The organism is Agreia sp. PsM10, assembly GCF_030433855.1.
In the GTDB taxonomy this organism is placed as follows: domain Bacteria; phylum Actinomycetota; class Actinomycetes; order Actinomycetales; family Microbacteriaceae; genus Agreia.
On sequence record NZ_JARUXC010000003.1, the window covers coordinates 233,346 to 257,490 of the forward strand.

Sequence of the window (24,145 nt, forward strand, 5' to 3'; positions counted from 1 at the left end):
CTACGGTATTCTGATGCGAGCACGTGAACGAGCCGGTGTGGCGGAATGGCAGACGCGGCGCACTCAAAATGCGCTGTCCGTGAGGGCTTGTGGGTTCGAGTCCCACCACCGGTACCGGGAATACTTCGGCGGCGATCTTGTTGTACTCCTCAACGGGAAGGAGTTCAGTATGAAGGTTCGTAATTCACTGGGTTCGATGAAGAAGATGCAGGGTTCGCAGATTGTTCGACGCAACGGGCGCACGCTCGTGATCAACAAGCTCAACCCCCGGTTCAAGTCGCGTCAGGGTTGAGAAACCCACGCATATGAGCTGAGCATTTCCAGCCCATCAGAGAATGACCCAGGCGAATCGCCTGGGTCATTCCTCGTTAAGGGTCGCGTCGCGAGAATCGTTCGGCTCGGTCACGGAATTCGGTCTCGAGCTCGGCGGGGAGGACACCGGACGAGTCCAACGTCACTTCGAACTCGCTGAAGCCGATTCGCAGGGTGAGCACTGATTCGGGCAGGTCGGCATGGTGGGCGGACAGGACCCATTCGTCATCGAGTCTCTGAAGGCTCTGGGCCGCGAAGCCCTCATGACGGAGGGCGACAGCCACGATTCTCGCCGCCATGTCCCTGTCTTCGACACTCGTGAGGCCCGACGTCGTGCGCCACGTCGCGGAATGCGCGATCTGCAGCATGCTCGCGGCGCCCCACGCGTTGTCCTGCACCTCCAGCGACTCCGTGTCGGGATTCGCCCACCAGTGCACGCGGAACTCGGCTTCGAGTGCCCGTCGCACCCGCGCCAGCACCCTGTCGTTGCGATCCAGAGTGTCGTCGAGACGGAGGCCGCCGAGGACCGATCGGGCATCCCCCGCGTGGATGCCGGGATAGTCGCGCCAATCGAGTCCGCTGCCGCCGTCCCGGTCGCGGAGCACCGCGCGCACGAGCCGTCGAATAGCCCCGGTCAGACGTCGCGGAACCGATCGTCGCCGAACGACAGGGGGCCGGTCAGGTGCCTCGGCATCGCGGGTGGACGGGGGTGTGCCGTAGAGGGGATGGACGCCTCCGGCAGGCAGCCCGTCGGGCGTGCCGTAGACGGGAGTCGACTCGTCGTCCACGCGCACCGCCCGTCTGCTACTGCTCCAGTCCCCCACGACGGGGCGCGCCCGGCCGGGGCGGCTGCGGCTTCTGCCGGGAGAGCTCCCCGCCCATCCTGCCACCGAAGGGTCGGCCGTGATCGGCGAACTCGGCCCGGAAGTAGCCGAGCCGCCAGTCCCCGAGTTCCAGCCGCGCGCCCGTGCGGAGCACGCGTTCGGCCGGGCGCCTCGGCGAGTCGCGGTCGAGGAGGGGCACGGCGCCGCCGTCGTCCGTCTGCGAGACGAGGCGGAACGCATACTCGTCGGCATCCGTGTGCGTGATGGTCGCGTGCACAGGATCGAGTCCGTCGAGCCGGAGGTCGGCGCCGGGACCGGAGCCGATCACCGTCACGCCGTCGAGGAGGTCGAATTCGCGCGGCGGGGAGCCGTCCCAGTTCTCGGAACCGATCACGAAGATCAGCCGAGGACGACCCGCGCCCGGTGCGGCGTGCGTCGTGGTCGGGCGGAATCTGGCGTGGCGGTCGAACGTGGGCAGCAGCGGCAGCAGCGTGGACGGCGGGAAGCCCACCCGCGCCGGGGAGTCGGACGACGACCGCTTCTTCAGCACCGATGAGATCGCGCCCACCCTGCCGAGGCGGATATGCGGCGAACCCGACGCGACGCGCTGCGCGACGGACGTCTTCACGGCGCCCAACTCCCCCACCATTCCGGACGGTCCGGAGAGGCGCACGGTGATGCCGCGGCGGGCCAGGCCTCGGGCGAGTTCGCGGACGCGCCCCAGCGAGGCCCGTGTGCGATCGATGAAGGCCTCCGGATGGGAGAGCATGACCTCGATCGTGGATCCGGACGCATGAACCGACCCGTCGATGTTCTCGTCGACGCCCTCGAGGACGAAGGTCATGTCGATGTCGAAACGGATGGCGGCCGTCATGGCCGTCAGGACCGCAACGGGTCTGAACCGGCGGCCAGGTCGTCGCTGGTGGTGACGCGGAGTGTGCCGTTGAGCTTCCAGGTCGCGCGCGGTGCGTCCGGGCCGATGTCCCTGGGGACCTCGACGACCATGTCGACGAAGCTGTAGTTGACCGCCGCGCCGCGACCGGTCAGGTAGGACCACATCTCCCGCCCGAGGTCCGTCCAGTCGCCGATGGTTCGCGCATCCGGACCGGTCGAGGCCGGCGACTGCGCTGTCGTTCCGTTGATCTCGTCGTTCATCGTGTCTGTCATGTGCTGACACTATGTCCCTGGATCGACGCGCGACAGAGGCGACGCCGCCCATTGTCAACGCTCTCGCAGAGGTGTAGAAGCGCTGCCTTCGAACGCCGAACGCCCCCTCACGAGGATCGTGAGGGGGCGTCTCGAGCCATCGAGAATGGTGCTAGTTCTCGACGACCTCTGGCTTCGACGGGTTGTGGGCCGAGCCGACGACATGGATGCGCATGTCGTTCGTGGTGCCCGACTTTCCGGGAGGGGATCCGCAGATCACGACGACCTTGTCGCCTGCGTCTGCCAACTGGTTGCTGAGAAGCACCTCGTCGACCTGCACCATGAGCTGGTCGGTGTGCTTGACGCGCTCCGTGAGGTACGACTCGACGCCCCAGGTGAGGGCCATGCGGTTGCGGATGCCCTCTTCGGGCGTCAGTCCGATCATGGGGATCTTCGAACGGAGTCGCGACATGCGGCGCACGGAGTCGCCCGATTCGGTGAAGACGACCACGAACTTCGCTTCGACGAAGTTCGCCACCTCTTCGGCCGCGAGCGTCACGGCGCCGCCCTGCGTTCGCGGCTTCGTGCCGAGCGCAGGAATGCGGTCGAGCCCGTGCACCTCGGTGGACTCGACGATGCGTGCCATGGTCTGCACCGTGATCACCGGGTACTCGCCGACACTCGTCTCACCGCTGAGCATCACGGCGTCGGCACCGTCGAGGACGGCGTTGGCGACGTCGGAGGTCTCGGCGCGGGTCGGGATGGGGCTGGAGATCATGGACTCGAGCATCTGTGTCGCGACGATGACCGGCTTGGCCATGCGGCGGGAGAGTTCGATCGCGCGCTTCTGCACGATCGGCACGGCCTCGAGGGGAAGCTCGACGCCGAGGTCGCCGCGCGCCACCATGATGCTGTCGAACGCGTCAATGATCTCTTCGAGGTTGTCGACGGCCTGGGGCTTCTCGATCTTCGCGACGACGGGAACGCGCCTGTTCTCCTCGGCCATGATCTCGTGGACGCGCTCGACGTCCTTGGCGTCGCGCACGAACGACAGGGCGATGAGGTCGGCACCCAGCTTCAGGCCCCAGCGCAGGTCGGCCTCGTCCTTCTCGGAGAGCGCCGGCACGTTGACGGCGACACCCGGGAGGTTGATGCCCTTGTTGTTCGAGACGTTGCCGGCGACGATCACCTTCGTGGTCACCGTGCGGTCGTCGGACTCGATGACCTCGACCTTGACCTTGCCGTCGTCGATCAGCAGGAAGTCGCCGGGCTTCACGTCCTGGGGCAGGCCCTTGAACGTCGTTCCCGACAGCTCCTTCGTTCCGAGCACATCGTCGATGGTGATCGTGAAGATGTCACCCTCGTTGAGGTAGTAGGGGCCGCCCTCGAACTTGCCGAGGCGGATCTTCGGACCCTGCAGGTCGACCAGCACCGCGACGGCGCGACCCGAATCTGCTGCAGCCTTGCGCACGGTGGCGTAGATGCCCTCGTGCACGTCGTACGTTCCGTGGCTCAGGTTCATGCGGCAGACGTCGACGCCGGCGTCGATGATCGCCCGGATGTCGTCGTAGGTGGAGGTTGCCGGACCGAGTGTGGCGACGATTTTTGCGCGTCTCATCGTGTTGTGGTACTCCGTGTTCTCTGCGCCCGAGGTGGGCGCAATAGGGATCAGTGGCTGAATCGGATGAAGGATGGAACGAAAAGAGATGCTCTAGATGGAGATCGAGCGGTCGGTGGGCTTGACGGGGAACGGAAGTTCCGTGGCACCTTCAAGGTACTCGTCTACGGCCGATGCCGCAGCACGTCCTTCGGCGATGGCCCACACGATGAGCGACTGGCCGCGGCCCGCGTCGCCGGCTGCGAAGACACCGGGAACGCTGGTCTGGTAGTCGCCGGCCCGGCCGACGGTGCCGCGATCGTCGAAACGCGCGCCCAGCTGGTTCGTGAGATCGGTGTGCTCGGCACCCGTGAATCCGAGCGCGAGCAGAACGAGATCGGCGGGGATCTCGCGCTCCGTGCCGGCCTTGGGCACGCGGCGGCCGTCGATGAACTCGGTCTCTGCCACGCGGATGGCCCGGACCTCGCCGGACTCGTTCGAGAGGAACTCGACCGTGGAGGCGAGGTACTGGCGTTCGCCGCCCTCCTCGTGGGCGCTCGACACCTCGAAGAGCGTCGGGAAGGTGGGCCATGGCTGGTCGTCGCGTCGCTCGCTGGGCGGCTGGGCGCCGATGGCGAGGTTCGTGACCGAACGCGCTCCCTGGCGGTGCGCCGTTCCGATGCAGTCGGCGCCCGTGTCGCCGCCGCCGAGGACGACGACGTGCTTGTCCTCTGCCGTGATCTGGTCGGCGATGGTGTCGCCGGCTCCGATCTTGTTCTGCTGGACCAGGTAGTCCATGGCGAAGTGCACGCCCGAGAGGTCGCGACCGGGGATGGGGAGGTCGCGGGGAACGGTCGCACCGGTGCAGACGATCACAGCGTCGTAGCGAGCCCGCAGGTCGTCCCAGGAGATGTCGACGCCGATGGTGATGCCGGCGCGGAATCGCGTGCCTTCCGCCATCATCTGGTTCAGACGCAGTTCGAGCTGCTTCTTCTCCATCTTGAAGTCGGGGATGCCGTAGCGGAGGAGGCCTCCGATGCGGTCGTCACGCTCGTAGACGGCGACGGTGTGGCCGGCGCGGGTCAGCTGCTGGGCCGCAGCCAGTCCGGCGGGGCCGGAGCCGACCACGGCGACCGTCTTGCCGCTGAGACGCTCGGGCGGGTGCGGCTGCACCCAGCCGTTCGCGAACGCCTGGTCGATGATCGACACCTCGACCTGCTTGATCGTCACCGCGGGCTGGTTGATTCCCAGCACGCAGGAACTCTCGCAGGGTGCTGGGCAGAGCCGGCCCGTGAACTCGGGGAAGTTGTTGGTCGCGTGCAGCCGTTCGATGGCCTGCCGACCCTCGCCTCGGAACATCAGGTCGTTCCACTCGGGAATGAGATTGCCGAGCGGGCAGCCCTGGTGACAGAACGGGATGCCGCAGTCCATGCAGCGGCCGGCCTGGCGACGGAGCTCCGACGGGTCTCCCTGCTCGTAGACCTCTTTCCAGTCCATGAGCCGTACCGAGACCGGTCGTCTCTTGGGAAGCTCGCGCTCCTGTACCTTCAGGAACCCCTTGGGATCAGCCACCGGTTACCTCCAAAATGCGTCCCCAGACGATGTCGCCATCGGGATCGAGTCCTTCATCGACGGCCGTCTGCCTGGTCTGCAGAACCGCGGCGTAGTCGCGGGGCAGAACCTTGACGAACTCCGTCACGGTCGTGTCGAAATCGGCGAGCATCGCCGCAGCGAGCGTCGATCCCGTCTCGAGTTCGTGTCGTGTGAGCAGATCGCGCACGATCTCCGCGTCGGCACTTCCCAGGGGAAGCAGGCTGAGCTCGCCGCTCGCCAGCGAATCGCGGTTCACACTCTCTGTGCGCAGGCGGTGCACGTAGGCGGTTCCGCCCGACATGCCGGCACCCAGGTTGCGCCCCGTCGAGCCCAGGATGAGCGCGAGGCCTCCGGTCATGTACTCGAGCGCGTGGTCGCCCACGCCCTCGACGACCGCGGTCGCTCCGGAGTTGCGCACGAGGAAGCGCTCCCCCACGATTCCGCGGATGAACATGCTGCCGCGGGTCGCGCCGTAGCCGATGACGTTTCCTGCGATCACGTTGTCTTCTGCCGCGAACTGGCTCTTGCGGTCGGGCCGCACGATGATCTGGCCGCCCGAGAGGCCCTTGCCGACGTAGTCGTTGGAGTCGCCCTCGAGTCGGAGCGTGATGCCCGACGGCAGGAACGCACCGAAAGACTGTCCGGCGGAGCCGAGCAGCGTGACCTGGATCGTTCCCTCGGGAAGCCCCGCCTCACCGTGCTGCAGCGTGACCTGGTTGCCGAGCATCGTTCCCACCGCGCGCTCCGTGTTGCGGATCGGCAGCGTGATGGCCACGGGCTCGCCGAACTCGAGTGCGGACTGCGCCTCCCGGATGAGCCGGTTGTCGAAGTGCTTCTCGAGCTCGTGGTCCTGCTTCCTGCGGTTCGAGCGCGGCTCGTCGTCGGCGAACTCCGGTCCGACGAGGATCGGGCTCAGGTCGAGGCCGTCGGCCTTCCAGTGCTCGATCGCGCCGTTCATGTCGATGAGTTCGTGGTGCCCGATCGCCTCTTCGAGGGAACGGAATCCGAGCTCGGCGAGGTATTCACGCACCTCCTGCGCCAGGAACTCGAAGAAGTTCACGACGAATTCGGGCTTGCCGGTGAACCGTGCGCGCAGCTCGGGGTTCTGGGTCGCGACACCGACGGGGCAGGTGTCGAGGTGGCAGACGCGCATGAGGATGCAGCCCTCCACGACGAGGGGCGCCGTGGCGAAGCCGTATTCCTCCGCCCCGAGCAGGGCGCCGATGATCACGTCGCGTCCGGTCTTCATCTGACCGTCGACCTGCACCACGACGCGGTCGCGCATGCCGTTCAGCATGAGCGTCTGCTGCGTCTCGGCGAGACCGATCTCCCAGGGGGTTCCGGCGTGCTTGAGGGAGTTCAGCGGGCTCGCGCCGGTTCCGCCGTCGTGTCCGGAGACGAGGACGACGTCGGCGAGGGCCTTCGTCACGCCGGCCGCGACCGCGCCGATGCCCGACTGGCTCACCAGCTTGACGTGCACGCGGGCCAGCGGGTTGGCGCGCTTGACGTCGAAGATGAGCTGTTTGAGGTCTTCGATCGAGTAGATGTCGTGGTGCGGCGGCGGGGAGATCAGCCCGACACCCGCGGTGGCGTGGCGGGTGCGAGCGACCCAGGGGTAGACCTTCGTGGGCGGCAGCTGGCCGCCCTCGCCGGGCTTGGCGCCCTGCGCCATCTTCAACTGGATGTCTGTGGCGTGGGTCAGGTACATGCTGGTGACGCCGAAACGACCGGATGCGACCTGCTTGATCGCGCTGCGACGGCGCGGGTCGAGCAGACGGTCGGTGTCCTCACCGCCTTCTCCGGTGTTCGACTTCGCACCGATCGAGTTCATGGCGATGGCCAGCGTCTCGTGGGCCTCCTGCGAGATGGAGCCGTAGCTCATCGCACCGGTCGAGAACCGCTTGACGATCGATTCGATCGGCTCGACCTCGTCGAGCGGCACCGGCGGACGGGCGCCGTTGCGCAGCTTGAACAGGCCCCGCAGGGTCATGAGGTTCTCGGCCTGTTCGTCGATCAGCCGCGTGTAGTCGCGGAAGATGTCGTAGCGGCGGTTGCGGGTCGAGTGCTGCAGCCGGAAGACCGTCTCGGGGTTGAAGAGGTGCGGAGGGCCCTCGCGGCGCCACTGGTACTCTCCTCCCGTGGCGAGAGGCTCGTGCGCCGACGCGGCCTCGTCCTCGGGGTAGGCGGCGCGGTGCCGGCTGGCGCTCTCGGATGCGACGACGTCGATACCGATTCCGCCCAGCTTGGTGGTGGTGCCGGTGAAGTACTCCTTGACGAAGTCCGTTCCGAGACCGACGGCCTCGAAGGCCTGGGCGCCCGCATAGCTCGACACGGTCGAGATGCCCATCTTCGACATGATCTTGAGCACGCCTTTGCCGAGCGCCTTGATGACGTTCTTGACGGCCTTCTCGGGGGTGAGCCCGGTGAGCCTGCCGCTGCGCACGAGGTTCTCGCAGGTCTCCATGGCGAGATACGGGTTGACGGCGGACGCGCCGTAGCCGATCAGGAGGGCGACGTGGTGCACCTCGCGCACATCGCCGGCCTCGACGATCAGGCCGACCTTCATGCGGGTCTCCTGGCGGATGAGGTGGTGGTGCACGGCCGACAGCATGAGCAGCGACGGAACCGGAGCCAGGTCCTTGTTCGAGTCCCTGTCCGAGAGCACCAGGAAGGCGGCGCCGTTGTCGATGGCCTCGTCGGCCTCGCGGCACATCTCGGCGATCCGCTCCTGCATGGCGAGCGGACCGTCCTCCACGCGGTAGAGGCCGCGGATCGTGGTCGTGATGCGGCTGCCGGAGTGCGGATCGATGTGCTGGATCTTCGCGAGTTCGTCGTTGTCGATGACAGGGAAGTCGAGGATGACCTGGCGCGTGTGCTCCGCCGTGGCCGCGAGCAGGTTGCGCTCCGGACCGAGGCCGAGGCGCATGGAGGTGACGACCTCTTCGCGGATCGAGTCGAGCGGCGGGTTGGTCACCTGGGCGAACTGCTGGGTGAAGTAGTCGAAGAGCAGCCGCGGCCGCTCGGAGAGCACCGCGATCGGCGTGTCCGAGCCCATGGCTCCGAGGGGCTCCGCGCCGTTCTTGGCCATCGGCATGAGGAGGATGCGGATCTCCTCCTCGGTGTAGCCGAAGGTGCGCTGGCGTCGGGTGACCGAGGCGGGCGTGTGCACGATGTGCTCGCGCTCGGGAAGGTCGCGCAGGTTGATGCGCCCGGCGTCGAGCCATTCGGCGTACGGGCCGGTCTCGGCGAGCGAGTCCTTGATCTCCTCGTCTTCGACGATGCGGCCTGCGGCGGTGTCGACGAGGAACATGTTGCCGGGACGGAGGCGTCCCTTGCGCACGACCCGGGCGGGGTCGACATCGATCACGCCGATCTCGCTGGCGAGCACCACGAGGTCGTCGTCCGTCACGAGGTAGCGTCCGGGGCGGAGGCCGTTGCGGTCGAGGGTGGCCCCGACCAGGTCGCCGTCGGTGAAGACGAGCGCGGCCGGTCCGTCCCACGGCTCCATCAGCATGGAGTGGTACTCGTAGAACGCGCGGTGCTTCTCGTCGAAGTCCGCCTGGTTCTCCCAGGCCTCCGGCACCATCATCATGATCGCGTGCGGCAGCGAGCGTCCGGCCAGGGTCAGCAGCTCCACGACCTCGTCGAACGAGGCGGAGTCACTGGCGCCGGGCGTGACGATCGGCAGCAGCGGCGTCAGGTCTCCCATGACCTCGGATTCGAGCTGCGACTGGCGCGCGCGCATCCAGTTGCGGTTGCCCTGCACCGTGTTGATCTCGCCGTTGTGCGCCATCATGCGCAGAGGCTGGGCCAGCGGCCACGACGGGAACGTGTTGGTGGAGTAGCGCGAGTGCACGAGGGCGAGCTTCGAGGCGAACCGCTCGTCGGAGAGGTCGGGGTAGAACGGCTCGAGCTGGAGCGTCGTGACCATGCCCTTGTAGGTGAGCGTGCGCGACGAGAGCGACATGAAGTACACCTCGAGCTCGCGCTCGGCCCGCTTGCGCAGGCGATAGGTGAGTCGGTCGAGCACCAGGCCGGCGAGCGGGGCGCCTTCGGCGTCGTGCGTCGTACTGGTGACGAAGAGCTGCCAGATCGCGGGCATGGCCGCGCGGGCGAGTCGTCCGAGCTCGTCGGGACGGATGGGGACCTCGCGCCAGCCCAGGATGCGCAGGCCCTCGACCTCGGCGATCTCGGCGATGCGGGCCACGATCGACTCGCGGTCCGACTGATCGGTCGGCAGGAAGGCGTTGCCGACGGCGTAGTGCCCGACCGGGGGCAGGTCGGCCGGGCCGACGGCGCGGAGGAACTCGTCGGGGATCTGCGTGAGGATGCCGGCACCGTCACCCGTTCCCGCGTCGGAGCCGATGGCGCCGCGGTGCTCGAGGTTGCGAAGCGCACCCAGAGCCGTGTCGATGATGTCGTGTCCTGCGGTTCCACGCAGGGTCGCGACCATGGCGAGGCCGCAGGCGTCCTTCTCCGCGGCAGGGTCGTACAACCCCTGGGCGGCGGGGAGGGTGCTGAAGCGGGTGTGCGATGGGTGCTCGGACCGTGGCTGCTGGGACAAGGAAGTGCCGTCCTCTACGTGATTACTGAAGGATCTGGGACGCCGCTGGCCCATGGAGGGAGGATGCCGGGATGCCCTGTCGGGTCGTGACGGCGATCGTGATGGTCGAGAAGCTGAGTAGGCGAGTTACGCGACTGTGGTTTTCAGTTCTAGGACTTCGCACCGAGTGCGCTTGTGGCGCCTGGTTCGATGGATTCGTTCTCGGGAGTTCCGGTGGCCCCATCGCCCCTGAGCTCGTCGTCCGAGTAAGTATCGCTCGATTCTACCCCAGCCCCCGCCGGCACCCACTCTGCGCCGGGCCGGTACGGTCCCGGCTCCGCGCCGGGGTGCTCGCGAGTCTGGATGAGGATGATGATCAGGCCGATGAGGATGGCGGCCCATGCACCCCAGACGTTGGTGCGAACGCCGAAGAAGATCTCGCTCGGGTCGACGCGCATCGTCTCGAAGACGGAGCGGCCGACGCCGTACCAGATGAGGTAGACGCCGAACACCTTGCCCCACTGCAGGTGCAGCTTGCGCTCGAGCAGCAGGATGACGGCGACGCCGGCCAGGTTCCAGATGACCTCGTAGAGGAAGGTGGGGTGGAAGAGCGTTCCGTCGGCGAGGCCCACGGGGAAGGCCGGATTCGAGGACTCGATCTCGAGACCCCACGGCAGGTCGGTGGGCGTTCCGAAGAGTTCGTGGTTGAAGTAGTTGCCGAAGCGGCCGGCCGCCTGCGCGAGCAGCATGCCCGGCGCGAGGGCGTCGGCGAACGTCCAGAAGCGGATGCCGCTCAGGCGGCAGCCGATGTACGCGCCGACCGCGCCGCCGATGAGCGAGCCGAAGATGGCGATGCCGCCCTCCCAGACGGCGAAGACCTTCCACCACTCGATTCCCTCGCCGAAGTAGTCGCCGGGGTGCGTGAGCACGTGGTACGCGCGGGCCCCGATGATGCCGAACGGGATCGCCCACAGGATGATGTCGAGGACGACTCCCGGCTCGGCGCCGCGCGCGGTGAGTCGGCGCGAGGTGAGGATGGTGGCGAGCACGATGCCGGTGAGGATGCAGAGCGCGTATGCCCGGATCTCGATGTGGTTGGGCGTGACGAGGAACGTCAGGCCGATGTCATTGAGCCACTGAGTGAGGTCGAATGACTGCCACGTCGGGCTCGGGATGCTGGTGGGGGCGAAGACCAACGGTTTCGACCTTTCATCGTGTGGTGCTCATACGGGCGCCCGTCCGCTCGACGAAGCGAGCGGAACGAACAGGAGGGGCTGCTGCTTATTGTAGGACGGCGGGCAGCGCGCTCAGCGCGCGGTGCCGGATGCGAGCCGGGCGGCCAGGCGTGCGACGCCGGGGACTCCGTCGTCTGCGAGGGCGCGCACGAGAGCCGAGCCGACGATGGCACCGTCGGCGTAGCCGAGGATCTCGGCGATCTGCTCCGGGGTCGACACGCCGATTCCCACGCAGGCGCTGACCGATCCGACGGAGCGCAGGCGACCGACGAGGGTCTCCGCGGCCGCACCGAGTTCGGCGCGCGCCCCGGTCGTGCCCATCGTCGAGACGGTGTAGACGAAGCCCCGGCTGTTCTCCACGGCGAGCCGGAGTCGCTCGTCGGTCGACGTGGGTGCGGCGAGGAAGACCCTGTCGAGGCCGGTGCGATCGCTCTCGGCCAGCCAGACCGCTCCGGAGTCGACCGTCAGGTCGGGCGTGATCAGGCCCGCTCCCCCGGCCGAGACGAGGTCGTCGGCGAATCGGCCGACTCCGTACTGCACCACGGGGTTCCAGTAGGTCATGAGGAGAACGGGCGCGTCGACCCTGGCTCTGATCCTCTCGACGGCCGTGAACGCGTCACGCAGACGGAAGCCGCCGTCGAGCGAGGCCTGGGTCGCCTTCTGGATGACCGGGCCGTCCATCACCGGGTCGGAGTAGGGGATGCCGAGCTCGAGAACGTCGACGCCGTTCTCGACCAGGGCGACGGCCGCGTCGACGCTGTCGTCGAGTGTCGGGAAGCCGACGGGCAGGTAGCCGATCAGGGCTCCGGCGCGGCTCTGCCGGCTGGCCTCGATGGCGGATGCGACGGGAGAGGGGGCGACGGATGCGCCGGTCATGCGCCCGCCCCGGCATCCAGAACGCCGAAGTAGGCGCCCGCCGTCTCGACGTCTTTGTCTCCTCGGCCCGACAGGTTCACGAGGATCGTCGCCTTCTCGCCCAGCGTGCGGCCGAGCTCGATGGCGCCGGCGAGGGCGTGCGCCGACTCGATGGCCGGAATGATGCCCTCGGTCTGGCAGAGCAGCCTGAACGCCTGCATGGCGGCCGCGTCGGTGACCGGCGTGTAGGTGGCGCGGCCGATGGAGGCGAGCCAGGCATGCTCCGGTCCGACCCCCGGGTAGTCGAGGCCCGCCGAGATGGAGTGCGAGTCGATGGTCTGGCCGTCTTCGTCCTGGAGCATGATGCTGCGCGATCCGTGCAGCACGCCGGGACGGCCCATGGTGATGCTGGCCGCGTGGCGCAGCGTGTCGACGCCGTCGCCGCCGGCCTCGAATCCGTGCAGGGCCACATCGGGGTCGTCGAGGAAGGCGTGGAAGATGCCGATCGCGTTCGATCCCCCGCCCACGCAGGCGACCACGGCATCCGGCAGTGACCCGGTCAGGTCGATGACCTGCTGGCGCGCCTCTTCGCCGATGACCTTCACGAAGTCGCGCACCATCACGGGGAACGGGTGGGGGCCGGCGACCGTGCCCAGCAGGTAGTGGGTGTTCTCGACGTTCGCGACCCAGTCCCTGAACGCCTCGTTGAGGGCGTCTTTGAGGGTGCGCGTTCCCGTGGTCACGGGAATGACCGTGGCGCCGAGGAGCCTCATGCGGGCGACGTTGAGGGCCTGGCGCTCGGTGTCGACCTCGCCCATGTAGACGACGCACTCCATGCCGAAGAGGGCCGCGGCGGTCGCGGTGGCGACGCCGTGCTGGCCTGCCCCGGTCTCGGCGATGAGTCGGGTCTTGCCGATGCGCTTGGCGATGAGGGCCTGGCCGAGCACGTTGCAGATCTTGTGCGATCCGGTGTGGTTCAGGTCTTCGCGCTTCAGCAGGATGCGTGCGCCGCCCGCGTGCTCGGCGAAGCGGGGCACCTCGGTGATGATCGAGGGTCGCCCCGTGTAGGTGCGGTGCAGCTCCGCGAGCTCGCGGTGGAACTCGGGGTCGGCTTTCGCGACGTCGTAGGCGGCGGAGAGTTCGTCGAGCGCGGCGATCAGGGACTCCGGCATGAACCGGCCCCCGAACTCGCCGAAGAACGGACCCTGCTCGTCGCGCAGGTGGGTGGGGGTCGCTTCGATCGTCATGGTGTCACGCTCAGGAATTCTGTGAGGGTCTCGCGGGGACTTCCGTGGGTGACGAGGGCTTCGCCGACGAGCACCACGTCTGCTCCGGCTCGGCGGTAATGGGCCACGTCGGAGGCGGTCTTGACGGCGGACTCCGCGATGCGGACCGTGCCGTCGGGAATGCTGCCCGCGAGTCGCCCGAAGAGGTCGGGGTCGAGCTCGAAGGTGCTGAGGTTGCGCGCGTTGACGCCGATCACGCGGGAACCGAGATCGATCGCCCGACTGACCTCGTCGGCGGAGTGCGTCTCGACCAGCGCGGTCATGCCGAGCTCGGTGATGAGCGCGTGCAGGCGCACGAGCGTCGCCTGATCGAGCGCGGCGACGATGAGCAGCGCGAGGTCGGCGCCCGTGGCACGGGCCTCGAACACCTGGTACTCGAGGCCGATGAAGTCTTTGCGCAGCACGGGGATCGAGATCGCCGCGCGCACGGCACGAAGGTCGTCGAGTGAGCCGCCGAAGCGGCGGCCCTCGGTGAGCACGCTGACGGCGCTGGCGCCGCCGGCCTCGTACTCACGGGCGAGCGCCTGCGGATCGACGATGTCGGCGAGGGCGCCCTTGGACGGGCTCGATCGCTTGATCTCGGCGATCACCTTGACGCGATCGGCGGGAGCCAGGAACGAGAGCGCATCGAGCGGCGCGGGAGCGGCCAGAGCGGCGGCCTCGACAGACGCCAGACTCGCGGTCTGCTGTCTGGCCGCGGCGTCCTCGACTGCCCCGGCGAGGAGCTGGTCGAGCACCCTCTAGTGTCCTTTGCCGGCGTACCGCGGGCTGTATGCGCCGAAGCCGGCGACGGAAAGGACCTTGCCGAGGATCGCGCCCACGACCAGGAGCCCTGCGGAGGCCCAGACGAGCCACTGCACGTCGAAGAAGAACGCCACGGTGCCGATGCTGAAGGCGATCAGCATCACGATAACGGCCGTCCAGGCAGCAGGCGAGTGGCCGTGACCCGGTTCTTCAGAAACGTTGCTCATGGAACTCCTCTTGTTCGAAGGTCAATAGTAGTCGAAAACGAATGCCCGCTCGGAAGCAACGGGCCTACGCCGTCGGGTCCGTGCCCCGACTCAGGCTGTCCCAGTTGTCGACCGAGGTCGCCTTGCGCCGCACGGCCGCGTCGTCAGGGCTCTCCGTCGCCACGGGCTCCGACGGCTCGTCGGAATCGGCCGTGTCGTCGCGGTCGTCGAGCTCGAGCAGGTCGTCGGCGTCGAGCACTCGGCCGTCCTCCGATGCGAAGCGCACGGCCTGGTAACGGCGGCCGGATGCGGGCCAGCGGGTCGTCGTGGCGGCCACCGCGATGCCGAGAACGGCCAGCAGCGCGCCGAGCAGGATGGCGACGACAGGCCAGGCGGTGACGGCCTCGCTGCGCGCGATCGCCTTGATCGACTCGGTTCCGGCGACGCCGGTGGCCGCCGTCACGACCGGGGCCCCCGCCGACACCGGGTCGACGAGCGGCCCGGTGCCCGAGAGCACGATGCTGGCTCCGAGCAGAACCTGCAGCACCCCGAGCACGATGCGGATCACCGGTCCCGCGATCGCCAGGGCGGCGGCGCTGGCGAGGCCTGCGAGGCCGAGCGCGGCCAGTGCCGGCGCCGCTGTGGCACCGGGCACGTCGAGTGCGCGGCCGGATGCCCCGTCACCCGTCACGGTCAGGGTTCCCCACGATTGCGACCACGCCAGGAACACGAGGGCGCTCACGACGAGGACCCCGAGGATCATCAGGCCCTTGAGACGGGCCGAGCCCGGTCTCGGGGCCGGACCAGCGGCATCCGTATCGGTCGTCATACGATGCGCCTCATGGCGTTCGCGATGGCGACGGCCCGGAGCGGCGCCGCCGCCTTGTTCTGCGACTCGAGGAACTCGGAGTCGGGATCGGAGTCGGCGACCAGTCCCCCGCCGGCCTGCACGTGTGCGACGCCCGACTCGATCGTGGCGGTGCGGATCGCGATGGCCAGGTCGGCATCGCCGGCGAAGCCGAAGTAGCCCACGACTCCCCCGTAGACGCCGCGCTGGGCGGGCTCGAGTTCGTCGATGATCTGCAGGGCCCGAGGCTTGGGAGCGCCCGACAGGGTGCCCGCGGGGAACGTGGCGCTGAACACGTCGATCGCCGTGACGCCCGGCCTGATGGCCCCCTCGACCGACGAGACGATGTGCATGATGTGGCTGAACCGTTCGATGCGCATGAACTCGGTGACCTCGACCGTGCCGGGCACGCAGACCTTGAGCAGGTCGTTGCGGGCCAGGTCGACGAGCATCAGGTGCTCGGACTTCTCCTTCTCGTCGCCAAGCAGCTCGTGCTCCAGCTCGATGTCGCCCTCGATCGTCGTGCCGCGCGGACGCGATCCCGCGATCGGGTGCGTGAACGCCCGGCCGTTCTCGACCTTGACGAGCGCCTCCGGGCTCGACCCGACGATCGTGTACGGCGTGCCGTCGGGGCGCTCGAGCGCGAGCAGATAGAGATACGGACTGGGATTCAGCGTGCGGAGCACGCGGTACACGTCGATGGGCTCCGCCGTGCACTCCAGGTCGAAGCGCTGCGAGATGACGACCTGGAAGACGTCGCCGTCGCGGATGTGCACCTTCGCGCGCTCGATCGCATCGAGGAAGTCGTGGCGCTCGGTGCGGGCCACGGGCGTGCCGGCCGTGTCGAAGTCGGCCTCGTCGAGGCGGGCCTCGCTGGGCTTCGCCAGCTCGGCCTGCATCGCGTCGAGACGCTCCTGCGAGTCGCGCCACTGCGCATCCGCATCGCCCTGCGCGTCGGCGAGCACCGTGGCGATGAGCTGCACGGTGCCCGTGAGGTGGTCGATCACGATGAGGTCGCGCACGAAGCCCATGGCCTGGCTCGGAACGGCGTAGTCGGCGGGTGGACCGTCGGGCAGGTGCTCGATCTGGCGGATGGTCTCCCAGCCGATGAATCCGACGAGCCCGCCCGTGAGCGGTGGATGACCGGGGATCACGGGTGTCTGCCACGTGTGGAAGAGCTCGGACAGCGCGGCCAGGGGCTGCTCCGGCAGGCCGTCGGGAAAGGCCTCGGACTGCGGCAGACCGAGATCGACCCAGACCGCCGTCTCCGCGTCGCTCGTGAGCACGCCGTAGCTCGAGACGCCGATGAACGAGAATCGCGACCAGACGCCGCCCTGTCCGGCGGACTCGAGCAGGAACGACCCTGCTCGGCCCCTCGCCACCTTGCGGTAGACGCCGACCGGTGTCTCGCCGTCGGCGAAGAGCGTCCGGAGAACGGGCAGCACCCGATGCGTGTGAAGGCGGGAATCGAATTCGGCCCTCGTCGTCGACGCGACGCGCCCCCCGATCATGCGGAGGCCTCTGCGGAGCCGAGCACCGGGTCGAGCGGATCGACGTCGAAGCAGGCAAGCGCGCCGGTGTGGCAGGCGGCACCGATCTGCTCGACCTGAACGAGCAGCGTGTCGTCGTCGCAGTCGAGCGCCGCCCCGCGCACGTACTGCGCGTGGCCCGAGGTGTCGCCCTTGCGCCAGAACTCCTGCCGCGAGCGTGACCAGAAGGTGACACGGCCCTCGGTGAGGGTGCGGCGCAGGGCTTCGGCGTTCATGTAGCCCAGCATAAGAACATCCTTCGTGTCCCACTGCTGGATGATCGCGGGAAGAAGGCCGTCGGCCGCGAAGTGCGCCCGCGCGAGCACGGCCTCGACGTCGCCTGGTGTCTGGGTCATCGGATCAGCGCCCCGTCCTGTCTCAGTGTCTCTTTGACCTGGCCGATGGTCAGTTCACGATTGTGGAACACGGATGCGGCGAGCACGGCGTCGGCGCCGGCGCGCACGGCCTCGGGAAAGTGCTCCAGTCGACCGGCGCCGCCCGACGCGATCACGGGTACCCGACTGATCGACCGCATGAGCCCGATGAGTTCGAGGTCGAAACCGTCTTTCGTGCCGTCTGCGTCGATCGAGTTCACCAGCAGCTCGCCCGCACCCCGCCTGATCGCCTCCGCGGCCCAGTCGAGGGCGTCGAGGCCGGATTCGCGGCGGCCGCCGTGCGTGGTCACGACGAAGCCCGAGGGCACCGCATCGCTGCGCTTGATGTCGAGCGAGAGCACGATGACCTGGGCCCCGAACCTGTCGGCGATCTCGTCGATCAGCTCGGGCCTCGCGATCGCCGCGCTGTTCACGCCGATCTTGTCTGCACCGGATGCGAGAAGGCGCGCGACGTCTTCGCTCGATCGCACTCCCCCGCCCACGGTGAGCGGGATGAAGACCTGCTCCGCGGTCTTGCGCACGACGTCGTAGGTGGTCGACCTGTCGTCGACCGTGGCGGTCACGTCGAGGAAGGTGAGCTCGTCTGCGCCCTGCTCGGCATAGATGCGAGCGAGCTCGACGGGATCGCCCGCATCTCGCAGATTCTCGAACTTCACGCCCTTGACGACGCGGCCGGCGGCCACGTCGAGGCAGGGGATGACACGAACGGCGACGGGCATGGTCAGATCCGGGCGGCGTGGATCGGGCTGACCAGGATGGCGCGGGCACCGACGTCGTACAGGGCGTCCATCACCTGGTTCGTGTCGGCCAGCGGAACCATCGAGCGCACGGCGACCCACTCGGGGTCGCGCAGCGGCGAGATGGTGGGCGACTCGAGGCCGGGCGTGATGGCGGCTGCGGCGTCGAGCTTCACCAGCGGAACGTCGTAGTCCATCAGCACGTACTGCCGGGCCACGAGCACGCCCTGCAGGCGACGAAGCAGCGTGTCGGCACCGGGCTTGTCGACGCCGGACGAGATGACGACCGCCGAGGATTCGAGGATGACGGGGCCGAAGATCGTGAGCCCGGCCTTCTTCAGCGTGGAGCCCGTCGAGACGACGTCGGCGACGGCGTCGGCGACGCCGAGCCTCACGGCCGATTCCACGGCGCCGTCGAGGCGCACGAGCGTGGCCGAGACGGAGTGGCTCGCGAGGAACGCCTTCACGAGCCCCGGATAGCTGGTGGCGACCCGCCGGCCCTCGAGGTCCGACACCGCGGAGAAGTCGCCATCCGGACCCGCGAAGCGGAACGTCGACTCGCCGAACTGGAGCGAGGCGATCTCGAGGGCGGGAGATTCGGAGTCGAGGAGCAGGTCGCGCCCGGTGATGCCGATGTCGAGCGCGCCGCTGCCGACGTAGGTGGCGATGTCGCGCGGGCGGAGGTAGAAGAACTCCACCCCGTTGCGTTCATCGACGAGGTGCAGCTCACGGCTGTCGCGCCGGGTCTGGTACCCCGACTCGGCCAGCATCTGCACGGCGGTTTCGGACAGGGAGCCCTTGTTGGGCACCGCGATCTTGAGCATAAGAGTCTTTCGAGGTTTCGACGGTCGAGCCTGTGCTCGACCGTCTGGACAGCTGTGGGTGCGAAACGGGTGGGAGTCGGACTCAGAGATGTCGGTACACGTCGGCGGGGGTGAGCCCCTTGGCGATCAGGAGCACCTGGAGGTGGTACAGCAGCTGGGAGATCTCGGCGGCCATCTCGTCGTCGGATTCGTACTCCGCGGCCATCCAGACCTCTGCGGCCTCTTCGACGATCTTCTTGCCGATGAAATGCACGCCGGCGTCGAGTTCGCGCACGGTGCCGGAGCCGTCTGGGCGCTCGAGCGCCTTCGCGCTCAGCTCGGAGAACAGCTCATCGAAAGTCTTCACCTGAGCAGTTTAGGCGACGTGGGTGTGCTCGAGTGCCTTCTGGCGGAGCAGCCCCACCTGCTCGCCCGCGTCGTCGGCGCCGAACACGCTCGACCCGGCGACGAAGGTGTCGGCACCCGCGCGGGCGGCGACCTCGATGGTCTGCAGGTTGATGCCCCCGTCGACCTGGAGCCACACGTCGAGCCCCGAGCGGGAGGCGACCTCGCGCGCCGCGACGAGCTTGCCCATGGTCTCGGGCATGAACGACTGGCCACCGAAGCCGGGCTCGACCGTCATGACCAGGAGCTGGTCGAACTCGTCGAGCACCTCGAGGTAGGGCTCGACCGGCGTTCCGGGCTTGATGGCGAGGCCCGCGCGGGCGCCGATCTGCCGCAGGCGGCGGGCCAGCGCGACAGGCTCGTCGGTGGCCTCGGCGTGGAAAGTGACGGAGAAGACGCCGAGCTCTGCGAAGCTCGGGGCCCAGCGGTCGACGTCGGTGATCATGAGGTGCATGTCGAGCGGCAGCTCGGTGACCTGCAGCAGCCGCTCCACGACGGGGATGCCGAAGGTCAGGTTCGGCACGAAGTGGTTGTCCATCACATCGACGTGCACCGCGTCGGCGGACGAGATGCGGTCGAGCTCCCTCGCGAGGTGGGCGAAGTCGGCGGCGAGGATGCTGGGATTGATACGCACGGGCATGGGGATCAGCCTATCCAGTGGGATGCGGGCGTCACGCTGCGGCTCACCGGGGCTCGTCGGCCTTGCGGAAGAGCGCGATGAACATCGCGTCTGTCGCATCGATGTGGGGCCACAGCTGCACCTGGGACGGCTCGGCCGCGTCGTGCTCGTCGCCTCTGTTCTTGTCGCCGTCGTCACCCGAGATGCGCGCCACGACCGACCGTGTGTCGAGCGCCGCGATGCGGTCGCCCCACCGCGACAGGGCGCCGGCCACCTGGCCACGGGTCTCGGCCACGTGCGGCGAGCAGGTGACGTATGCCAGGATGCCGCCGGGGCGCAGGGCCTCGATGGCGGAGTCGATGAGTCGCTCCTGCAGCTGCACGAGGTCGGCCACGTCGCGCGGGCTCTTGCGCCAGCGCGCCTCGGGTCGACGCCGCAGCGCGCCGAGGCCTGTGCACGGCGCGTCGACCAGGATGCGATCGAAGGACCCCGGCCACGCCTCGCCGATCGTCGTTCCGTCGAGCTGCCAGACCTCGGGGGGATCGGGGATCGCCTCGAGGGCGTTGCGCACCAGCTGGGCGCGGGCGGGCACGGGCTCGTTCGCGGTGAGCACGGCGCCTCCCAGGCGCGCCTCGGCGGCGAGCAGCGCGGATTTCCCTCCAGGACCGGCGCAGAGGTCGAGCCACGTCTCGCCCGGGGCGATGGTGGCGGCGCGGCTGAGGGCGAGGGCGGCGATCTGCGACCCCTCGTCCTGCACGCGAACGGTTCCGGCCTTCACCTCGTCGATGTCGCTCGGGTCTCCCCCGGTGGCCGAGAAGCCGACGGGCGAGCGGCGGGTGGGGCGCCCGGCGATGGTGAGCTGCGAGCGATCCGCGAGGCCGGGAAGCGCGACAAGGCCGAGCCGCGGGGGCACGTTGTCGGCCTCGAGCAGATCGCGCAGCTCGTCGTTGACGGCGTCAGGTGAGACACCGGATGCGGCCAGGGAGCGGCGGAACGCACGGATGATCCAGGTCGGATGCGAATACTCCGCTGCGAGGCGGGAGTCGGCGTCCTTCGCCTCGGCGATCACGCGGTCGCGCCACTCGTCGGGTTCGCTGCGCGTGATGCTGCGCAGCACGCCGTTGACGAATCCGGTCGCGGAGCGCGAGCTCACGAGGCGCGCCAGTTCGACGGACTCGTTGACCGCGGCGTGGGTGGCCACGCGCATGCCGAGCAGCTGGTGCGCCGCCAGCTCGAGCACGTCGAGTACGACCGGGTCGATCTTCTCGACCGGGCGCGCGGCCGCCAGGGCGATGACCCTGTCGTAGTACCCGCGCATCCGGAGTGTGCCGTAGGTGAGTTCGGTGGCGAGGGCCGCGTCGTTGGTCTGCAGCCGGGCGCGTGCGATCTTGGTGGGAAGCAGGAGGTTCGCGTAGGCGTCGTCTTCGCGCACGGCCGTGATCACCTCGAGGGCGATCCGGCGCGCGGGCTGCACGATCTGCGAAGGGGCGGGGCGTCGGGCGTTCATGGGGTGTCGAATCTGTCGGATGCGAGTGGGTCGGCGCTGTGGGGACGGCCTGTGGCGAGACCCCGCCACCAGTCGGCGGCCCGCATGGGCTTCTTGCCGGCGGGCTGAACCTGCAGCAGTTCGAGCGGCGAGGTCGCCGTGCCGATCAGCGCGCGGGAGCCGTCGCCGGAGAGTTCGCCCGGGCGCAGCGGGGCCGAGTCGTAGGTGGGCGCGGCCTCGAGGATCTTGACCCTCAGACCGTCGACGATCGTGAAGGCGCCCGGTTCGGGGGTGGTGGCCCGGATGCGACGGAACACGGTGTCGAGATCGGCCGTCCAGTCGATGCGGGCGTGCTCGAGGGTGATCTTCGGTGCCAGGGTCGCCTCGCCCTGCTGCTCGACGGACAGGGCCGTGCCGGCCGCCAGGGCGTCGACGACCTTCAGCGTGAGCTCGGCCCCGTCGTGCGACAGGGCCTCGAGGAGATGCCCCGACGTCTCGTGAGCGCCGATGGGCCTTGCGATGCTGTCGAAGATCGGGCCGGCGTCGAGCGCCGGCACCAGCTGGAAGACGGTTGCGCCCCCGTCGGCGTCGCCGCCCATGATCGACCACTGCACGGGCGCGGCGCCGCGCCACCGCGGAAGGAGCGAGAAATGCAGGTTGATCCAGCCGAGGCGCGGCGTCTCGAGGAGCGGACTGCGCACGAGTCCTCCGTAGGCCACGATCACACCGAGATCGGGCTGCAGCTCCGCGAGCTGCGACGTGACGTCGTCGTCGAGCCTGTTCGCCCGGATGGTGCGGATGCCGAGCTCCTCAGCGCGCACTGCGACGGGCGACGGGGTGAGAACGCGCTTGCGTCCCTGCGGGGAATCCTCGCGCGTGACGGCGGCGGCGACCTCGTGGTGCCGGGCGAGCAGGTCGAGAGTGGGAAGGGCGACGGCAGGGGTGCCGGCGAAGACGAGTTTCATTCCAGGATCTCCGTGTCGTCGAATCGAACCCTCAAGACCGGCGGGGGCCTGAAGCTGGTCTTGGTGCCGGTGGCCTTGCTGGTCTGGCGCTTGGTGCGGCCCGTCGAATTGCGGATGATCGACGAGCGCAGGCTGCGCGCGACCTCTGCGCCGAGCGCATAGTCGAACCTGATCGTGGCCCGAACGAGTCCGTCGCCCGCATCGACGGGGCCGAGCACATCAATTGTCGCCGATTCATGACCGTCGACCGAATCGGGCAGTGCGCAGATGGCCTGCTCGACGGTCTCCGCCCGGCCGGTGACGGTGGCGAGCCGCACCATGGGCGGGAACCGGAGCGCCCGCCTGTCGGGCAGCTCTGCGGCGCTGAATCGTTGCTGGCTCCAGGTGACGAGCGCGCGCGCGAGCGCTCCCCCGACGCCGACGATGATCGCCGGCGCGCGCGGAGCCGCCAGGGCGATGGCGTTCGACCACCAGCGCAGGCAGTCTTCTGCGACCGTCAGGGACTCGCGGGCCAGCATGCGCTCGCCGTCGAGCAGCAGGATGGCACGGTACCCGCCGGCCGCCACGGGTTCTGCTCCCCGGGTGGCGATGACGAGCGCGGGCTTCGCGTCGACCGTGAGGTGCGGCCTCTCGCCGTCGGAGACGATCACCCGGGTGCCGGGGAAGGCCCTGCCCAGCTCTTCTGCCGTGCGGGCTGTTCCCGCAGTGACCAGCCTGATTCGTGTGGACTCGCAGTGCCGGCAGTGCCAGTCGGCGGCGATGGCTCCGCACAGGTCGCAGGCGGGCGTCTGTCGGGCGCCGCCGATTCGCAGAGCCCCCTCGCAGACCCTGCACCGGGCTGGCGTGCGACAGTCCTGGCATGCCAGCACGGGCGCGTAGCCGGGGCGGGCCACCTGGACTAGTACGGGACCGTCTTCGAGTGCACGCCGGGCCGTGTTCCACGCCGTCGACGGGATGCGCGCGTGAGCCGCCGCCTCCGCTCCGGGCTGGTCGGCCGTGGGAACCACGTGGGGAAGAACGGCCGGGTCGGGCGCGACAGGCGTCACGTACGCCAGCTCGACCAGGCGCTCGAGCCAGGTGCTGCGCGAGTGCGACGCGAAGAGGAGCGCGCACCCGGATTGCTCCTGCCTGATCAGCGCCACGTCGCGCGTCGACACATACGGGCTGAGGGGCTCGGTGTGCAGCGGGTCGGCGTCGTCCCAGACCGCGATCAGACCGAGCCTGCCCGCCGGCGCATACACGACCGAGCGGTTGCCCACGATCACCCGAGGGGCGTCTTCGAGGCAGCGCAGGAACGCCCGGTACCTGTCGGCGTTGGGCTGGCGGGCGTCGAGCTGGGAGATCAGGTCGAGTGGCACGAGTGCGGAGAGCGCCTGCACGACCTGCTGCTGGTCGCGATAGTCGGGCAGGGCGACGATGGCGGTGCGTCCGGATGCGAGGGTGCGCGCGGCCGCCTCGGCGAGCGTCACGGCCCAGCGGCCGACCCAGACGCCGGGCGACACCTCGTGCACGGCGGGGATCGCGGCCACGGCCAGGCGCCGGCCGGCGTCGATCGCCGAATCGATGACGCGATCGCCGTATCCGGTCACCGAGGGGTTGGCGCTGTACCGACTCGGCTGCTCGCCGGACTGCTGCTCGAGCTGCCAGGCCTTCTCGACGCGCACCTGGCGCGGAGGCACGGCGAGGCGCACGACGTCGCTCGCGCTGCCGGCGGCGCGCTCCGACACGCGCCGCGCGAGGTTCCAGACCTCCGGCGTGAGCACCGGCACGCTCGACGTGACCTCGTCGAGCTCGCTGAGGGTTCCGGAGAACTCGACCGCCTCTGTGGTCTCGACGATGTAGCCGCGGGCGATGCGGCCCGCCGAGCGCAGCGGCACCTTGACCCGCACGCCGGGCCTCGCCTGCTCGCGGAGCGCGGCGGGCACCGCGTAGTCGAACAGCCTGTCGAGCTGGGGAAGCGGCGATTCGAGCATCACCCGGGCGATGAGCTGCTGCTCGTGCCCGGCCTGCGCTGTCAT

General features: G+C 68.9%; 22 protein-coding genes and 1 tRNA gene. 2 read left to right on the plus strand and 21 right to left on the minus strand.

Going from position 1 to position 24,145, the window contains the following annotated elements; genetic code table 11:
* The first annotated feature begins 31 nt into the window (after positions 1-31).
* Together QCD70_RS05150 and QCD70_RS05155 are read left to right on the plus strand one after the other, a co-directional pair.
* Positions 32-114: transfer RNA gene (locus QCD70_RS05150), tRNA-Leu, on the plus strand.
* Between the two features lie 55 nt (positions 115-169).
* Positions 170-292, plus strand: a complete 123-nt coding sequence (locus QCD70_RS05155) for a ribosomal protein bL36 (RefSeq protein ID WP_055928744.1) — start codon at positions 170-172, stop codon at positions 290-292.
* Between the two features lie 76 nt (positions 293-368).
* Here QCD70_RS05155 and QCD70_RS05160 read toward each other — a convergent pair whose 3' ends face one another.
* The 21 genes from QCD70_RS05160 to QCD70_RS05260 all read right to left on the minus strand — a co-directional run bounded on the left by QCD70_RS05160 (position 369) and on the right by QCD70_RS05260 (position 24,145).
* On the minus strand, positions 369-1,106 hold the full coding sequence (locus tag QCD70_RS05160; protein WP_301214083.1) for a hypothetical protein: 738 nt from the start codon (positions 1,104-1,106) through the stop codon (positions 369-371).
* A gap of 10 nt (positions 1,107-1,116) precedes the next feature.
* Positions 1,117-2,010, minus strand: coding sequence for a hypothetical protein (locus QCD70_RS05165; RefSeq protein ID WP_301214084.1), 894 nt, complete (start codon positions 2,008-2,010; stop codon positions 1,117-1,119).
* 5 nt (positions 2,011-2,015) lie between these two features.
* Entirely contained in the window at positions 2,016-2,291 is a 276-nt protein-coding gene (locus QCD70_RS05170; protein ID WP_301214229.1) for a hypothetical protein, read from the minus strand.
* 163 nt (positions 2,292-2,454) lie between these two features.
* Positions 2,455-3,900, minus strand: coding sequence for a pyruvate kinase (gene pyk / locus QCD70_RS05175; RefSeq protein WP_301214085.1), 1,446 nt, complete (start codon positions 3,898-3,900; stop codon positions 2,455-2,457).
* Between the two features lie 93 nt (positions 3,901-3,993).
* The gene (locus QCD70_RS05180; protein WP_301214086.1) at positions 3,994-5,451 is read right to left on the minus strand and encodes a glutamate synthase subunit beta; all 1,458 of its coding nucleotides are present in this window, start codon (positions 5,449-5,451) and stop codon (positions 3,994-3,996) included.
* Positions 5,444-10,090 (minus strand): glutamate synthase large subunit, encoded by a 4,647-nt coding sequence (gene gltB / locus QCD70_RS05185; RefSeq protein WP_441004913.1) that lies wholly within the window; start codon positions 10,088-10,090, stop codon positions 5,444-5,446. The genes QCD70_RS05180 and gltB overlap by 8 nt, the downstream gene beginning before the upstream one ends.
* Before the next feature lie 95 nt (positions 10,091-10,185).
* On the minus strand, positions 10,186-11,211 hold the full coding sequence (lgt, locus tag QCD70_RS05190) for a prolipoprotein diacylglyceryl transferase (RefSeq protein ID WP_441004914.1): 1,026 nt from the start codon (positions 11,209-11,211) through the stop codon (positions 10,186-10,188).
* Between the two features lie 111 nt (positions 11,212-11,322).
* On the minus strand, positions 11,323-12,126 hold the full coding sequence (gene trpA, locus QCD70_RS05195; protein ID WP_301214087.1) for a tryptophan synthase subunit alpha: 804 nt from the start codon (positions 12,124-12,126) through the stop codon (positions 11,323-11,325).
* Complete coding sequence (gene trpB, locus QCD70_RS05200) at positions 12,123-13,352, minus strand: tryptophan synthase subunit beta (RefSeq protein ID WP_301214088.1); 1,230 nt, start codon at positions 13,350-13,352, stop codon at positions 12,123-12,125. The genes trpA and trpB overlap by 4 nt, the downstream gene beginning before the upstream one ends.
* Positions 13,349-14,128, minus strand: coding sequence for an indole-3-glycerol phosphate synthase TrpC (trpC, locus tag QCD70_RS05205; RefSeq protein ID WP_301214089.1), 780 nt, complete (start codon positions 14,126-14,128; stop codon positions 13,349-13,351). Before trpC ends, trpB begins: the two co-directional genes overlap by 4 nt.
* A gap of 3 nt (positions 14,129-14,131) precedes the next feature.
* Positions 14,132-14,362, minus strand: coding sequence for a DUF6704 family protein (locus tag QCD70_RS05210; protein ID WP_055781339.1), 231 nt, complete (start codon positions 14,360-14,362; stop codon positions 14,132-14,134).
* Between the two features lie 64 nt (positions 14,363-14,426).
* The gene (locus QCD70_RS05215) at positions 14,427-15,170 is read right to left on the minus strand and encodes a Trp biosynthesis-associated membrane protein (protein WP_301214090.1); all 744 of its coding nucleotides are present in this window, start codon (positions 15,168-15,170) and stop codon (positions 14,427-14,429) included.
* On the minus strand, positions 15,167-16,699 hold the full coding sequence (locus QCD70_RS05220; protein ID WP_301214091.1) for an anthranilate synthase component I: 1,533 nt from the start codon (positions 16,697-16,699) through the stop codon (positions 15,167-15,169). Before QCD70_RS05220 ends, QCD70_RS05215 begins: the two co-directional genes overlap by 4 nt.
* On the minus strand, positions 16,696-17,073 hold the full coding sequence (gene hisI, locus QCD70_RS05225; protein ID WP_301214092.1) for a phosphoribosyl-AMP cyclohydrolase: 378 nt from the start codon (positions 17,071-17,073) through the stop codon (positions 16,696-16,698). Before hisI ends, QCD70_RS05220 begins: the two co-directional genes overlap by 4 nt.
* Positions 17,070-17,831 carry an imidazole glycerol phosphate synthase subunit HisF gene (hisF, locus tag QCD70_RS05230; protein WP_301214093.1) on the minus strand — a complete coding sequence of 254 codons (762 nt, stop codon included), beginning with the start codon at positions 17,829-17,831 and terminating at the stop codon, positions 17,070-17,072. The genes hisI and hisF overlap by 4 nt, the downstream gene beginning before the upstream one ends.
* Before the next feature lie 2 nt (positions 17,832-17,833).
* Positions 17,834-18,673: an ATP phosphoribosyltransferase gene (gene hisG, locus QCD70_RS05235; protein WP_301214094.1), complete on the minus strand. Its 840-nt coding sequence runs from the start codon at positions 18,671-18,673 to the stop codon at positions 17,834-17,836.
* A gap of 82 nt (positions 18,674-18,755) precedes the next feature.
* Complete coding sequence (locus QCD70_RS05240) at positions 18,756-19,019, minus strand: phosphoribosyl-ATP diphosphatase (RefSeq protein ID WP_044438370.1); 264 nt, start codon at positions 19,017-19,019, stop codon at positions 18,756-18,758.
* Between the two features lie 9 nt (positions 19,020-19,028).
* Positions 19,029-19,697, minus strand: a complete 669-nt coding sequence (gene rpe, locus QCD70_RS05245; protein ID WP_301214095.1) for a ribulose-phosphate 3-epimerase — start codon at positions 19,695-19,697, stop codon at positions 19,029-19,031.
* A 43-nt stretch (positions 19,698-19,740) separates the two neighbouring features.
* Positions 19,741-21,183, minus strand: coding sequence for an RsmB/NOP family class I SAM-dependent RNA methyltransferase (locus QCD70_RS05250; protein WP_301214096.1), 1,443 nt, complete (start codon positions 21,181-21,183; stop codon positions 19,741-19,743).
* On the minus strand, positions 21,180-22,127 hold the full coding sequence (fmt, locus tag QCD70_RS05255; protein WP_301214097.1) for a methionyl-tRNA formyltransferase: 948 nt from the start codon (positions 22,125-22,127) through the stop codon (positions 21,180-21,182). Before fmt ends, QCD70_RS05250 begins: the two co-directional genes overlap by 4 nt.
* Positions 22,124-24,145: a primosomal protein N' gene (locus QCD70_RS05260; RefSeq protein ID WP_301214098.1), complete on the minus strand. Its 2,022-nt coding sequence runs from the start codon at positions 24,143-24,145 to the stop codon at positions 22,124-22,126. Before QCD70_RS05260 ends, fmt begins: the two co-directional genes overlap by 4 nt.

Excerpts from the sequence above, each read along its gene's own strand:
- QCD70_RS05155 (WP_055928744.1), top strand. The coding sequence starts at position 170 with ATGAAGGTTCGTAATTCACTGGGTTCGATGAAGAAGATGCAGGGTTCG.
- QCD70_RS05165 (WP_301214084.1), bottom strand. The coding sequence starts at position 2,010 with ATGACGGCCGCCATCCGTTTCGACATCGACATGACCTTCGTCCTCGAG.
- QCD70_RS05170 (WP_301214229.1), bottom strand. The coding sequence starts at position 2,291 with ATGAACGACGAGATCAACGGAACGACAGCGCAGTCGCCGGCCTCGACC.
- pyk (WP_301214085.1), bottom strand. The coding sequence starts at position 3,900 with ATGAGACGCGCAAAAATCGTCGCCACACTCGGTCCGGCAACCTCCACC.
- gltB (WP_441004913.1), bottom strand. The coding sequence starts at position 10,090 with ATGGGCCAGCGGCGTCCCAGATCCTTCAGTAATCACGTAGAGGACGGC.
- trpA (WP_301214087.1), bottom strand. The coding sequence starts at position 12,126 with ATGACCGGCGCATCCGTCGCCCCCTCTCCCGTCGCATCCGCCATCGAG.
- trpB (WP_301214088.1), bottom strand. The coding sequence starts at position 13,352 with ATGACGATCGAAGCGACCCCCACCCACCTGCGCGACGAGCAGGGTCCG.
- QCD70_RS05210 (WP_055781339.1), bottom strand. The coding sequence starts at position 14,362 with ATGAGCAACGTTTCTGAAGAACCGGGTCACGGCCACTCGCCTGCTGCC.
- QCD70_RS05215 (WP_301214090.1), bottom strand. The coding sequence starts at position 15,170 with ATGACGACCGATACGGATGCCGCTGGTCCGGCCCCGAGACCGGGCTCG.
- QCD70_RS05220 (WP_301214091.1), bottom strand. The coding sequence starts at position 16,699 with ATGATCGGGGGGCGCGTCGCGTCGACGACGAGGGCCGAATTCGATTCC.
- hisI (WP_301214092.1), bottom strand. The coding sequence starts at position 17,073 with ATGACCCAGACACCAGGCGACGTCGAGGCCGTGCTCGCGCGGGCGCAC.
- hisF (WP_301214093.1), bottom strand. The coding sequence starts at position 17,831 with ATGCCCGTCGCCGTTCGTGTCATCCCCTGCCTCGACGTGGCCGCCGGC.
- hisG (WP_301214094.1), bottom strand. The coding sequence starts at position 18,673 with ATGCTCAAGATCGCGGTGCCCAACAAGGGCTCCCTGTCCGAAACCGCC.
- rpe (WP_301214095.1), bottom strand. The coding sequence starts at position 19,697 with ATGCCCGTGCGTATCAATCCCAGCATCCTCGCCGCCGACTTCGCCCAC.
- QCD70_RS05250 (WP_301214096.1), bottom strand. The coding sequence starts at position 21,183 with ATGAACGCCCGACGCCCCGCCCCTTCGCAGATCGTGCAGCCCGCGCGC.
- fmt (WP_301214097.1), bottom strand. The coding sequence starts at position 22,127 with ATGAAACTCGTCTTCGCCGGCACCCCTGCCGTCGCCCTTCCCACTCTC.
- QCD70_RS05260 (WP_301214098.1), bottom strand. The coding sequence starts at position 24,145 with ATGACAGCGCAGGCCGGGCACGAGCAGCAGCTCATCGCCCGGGTGATG.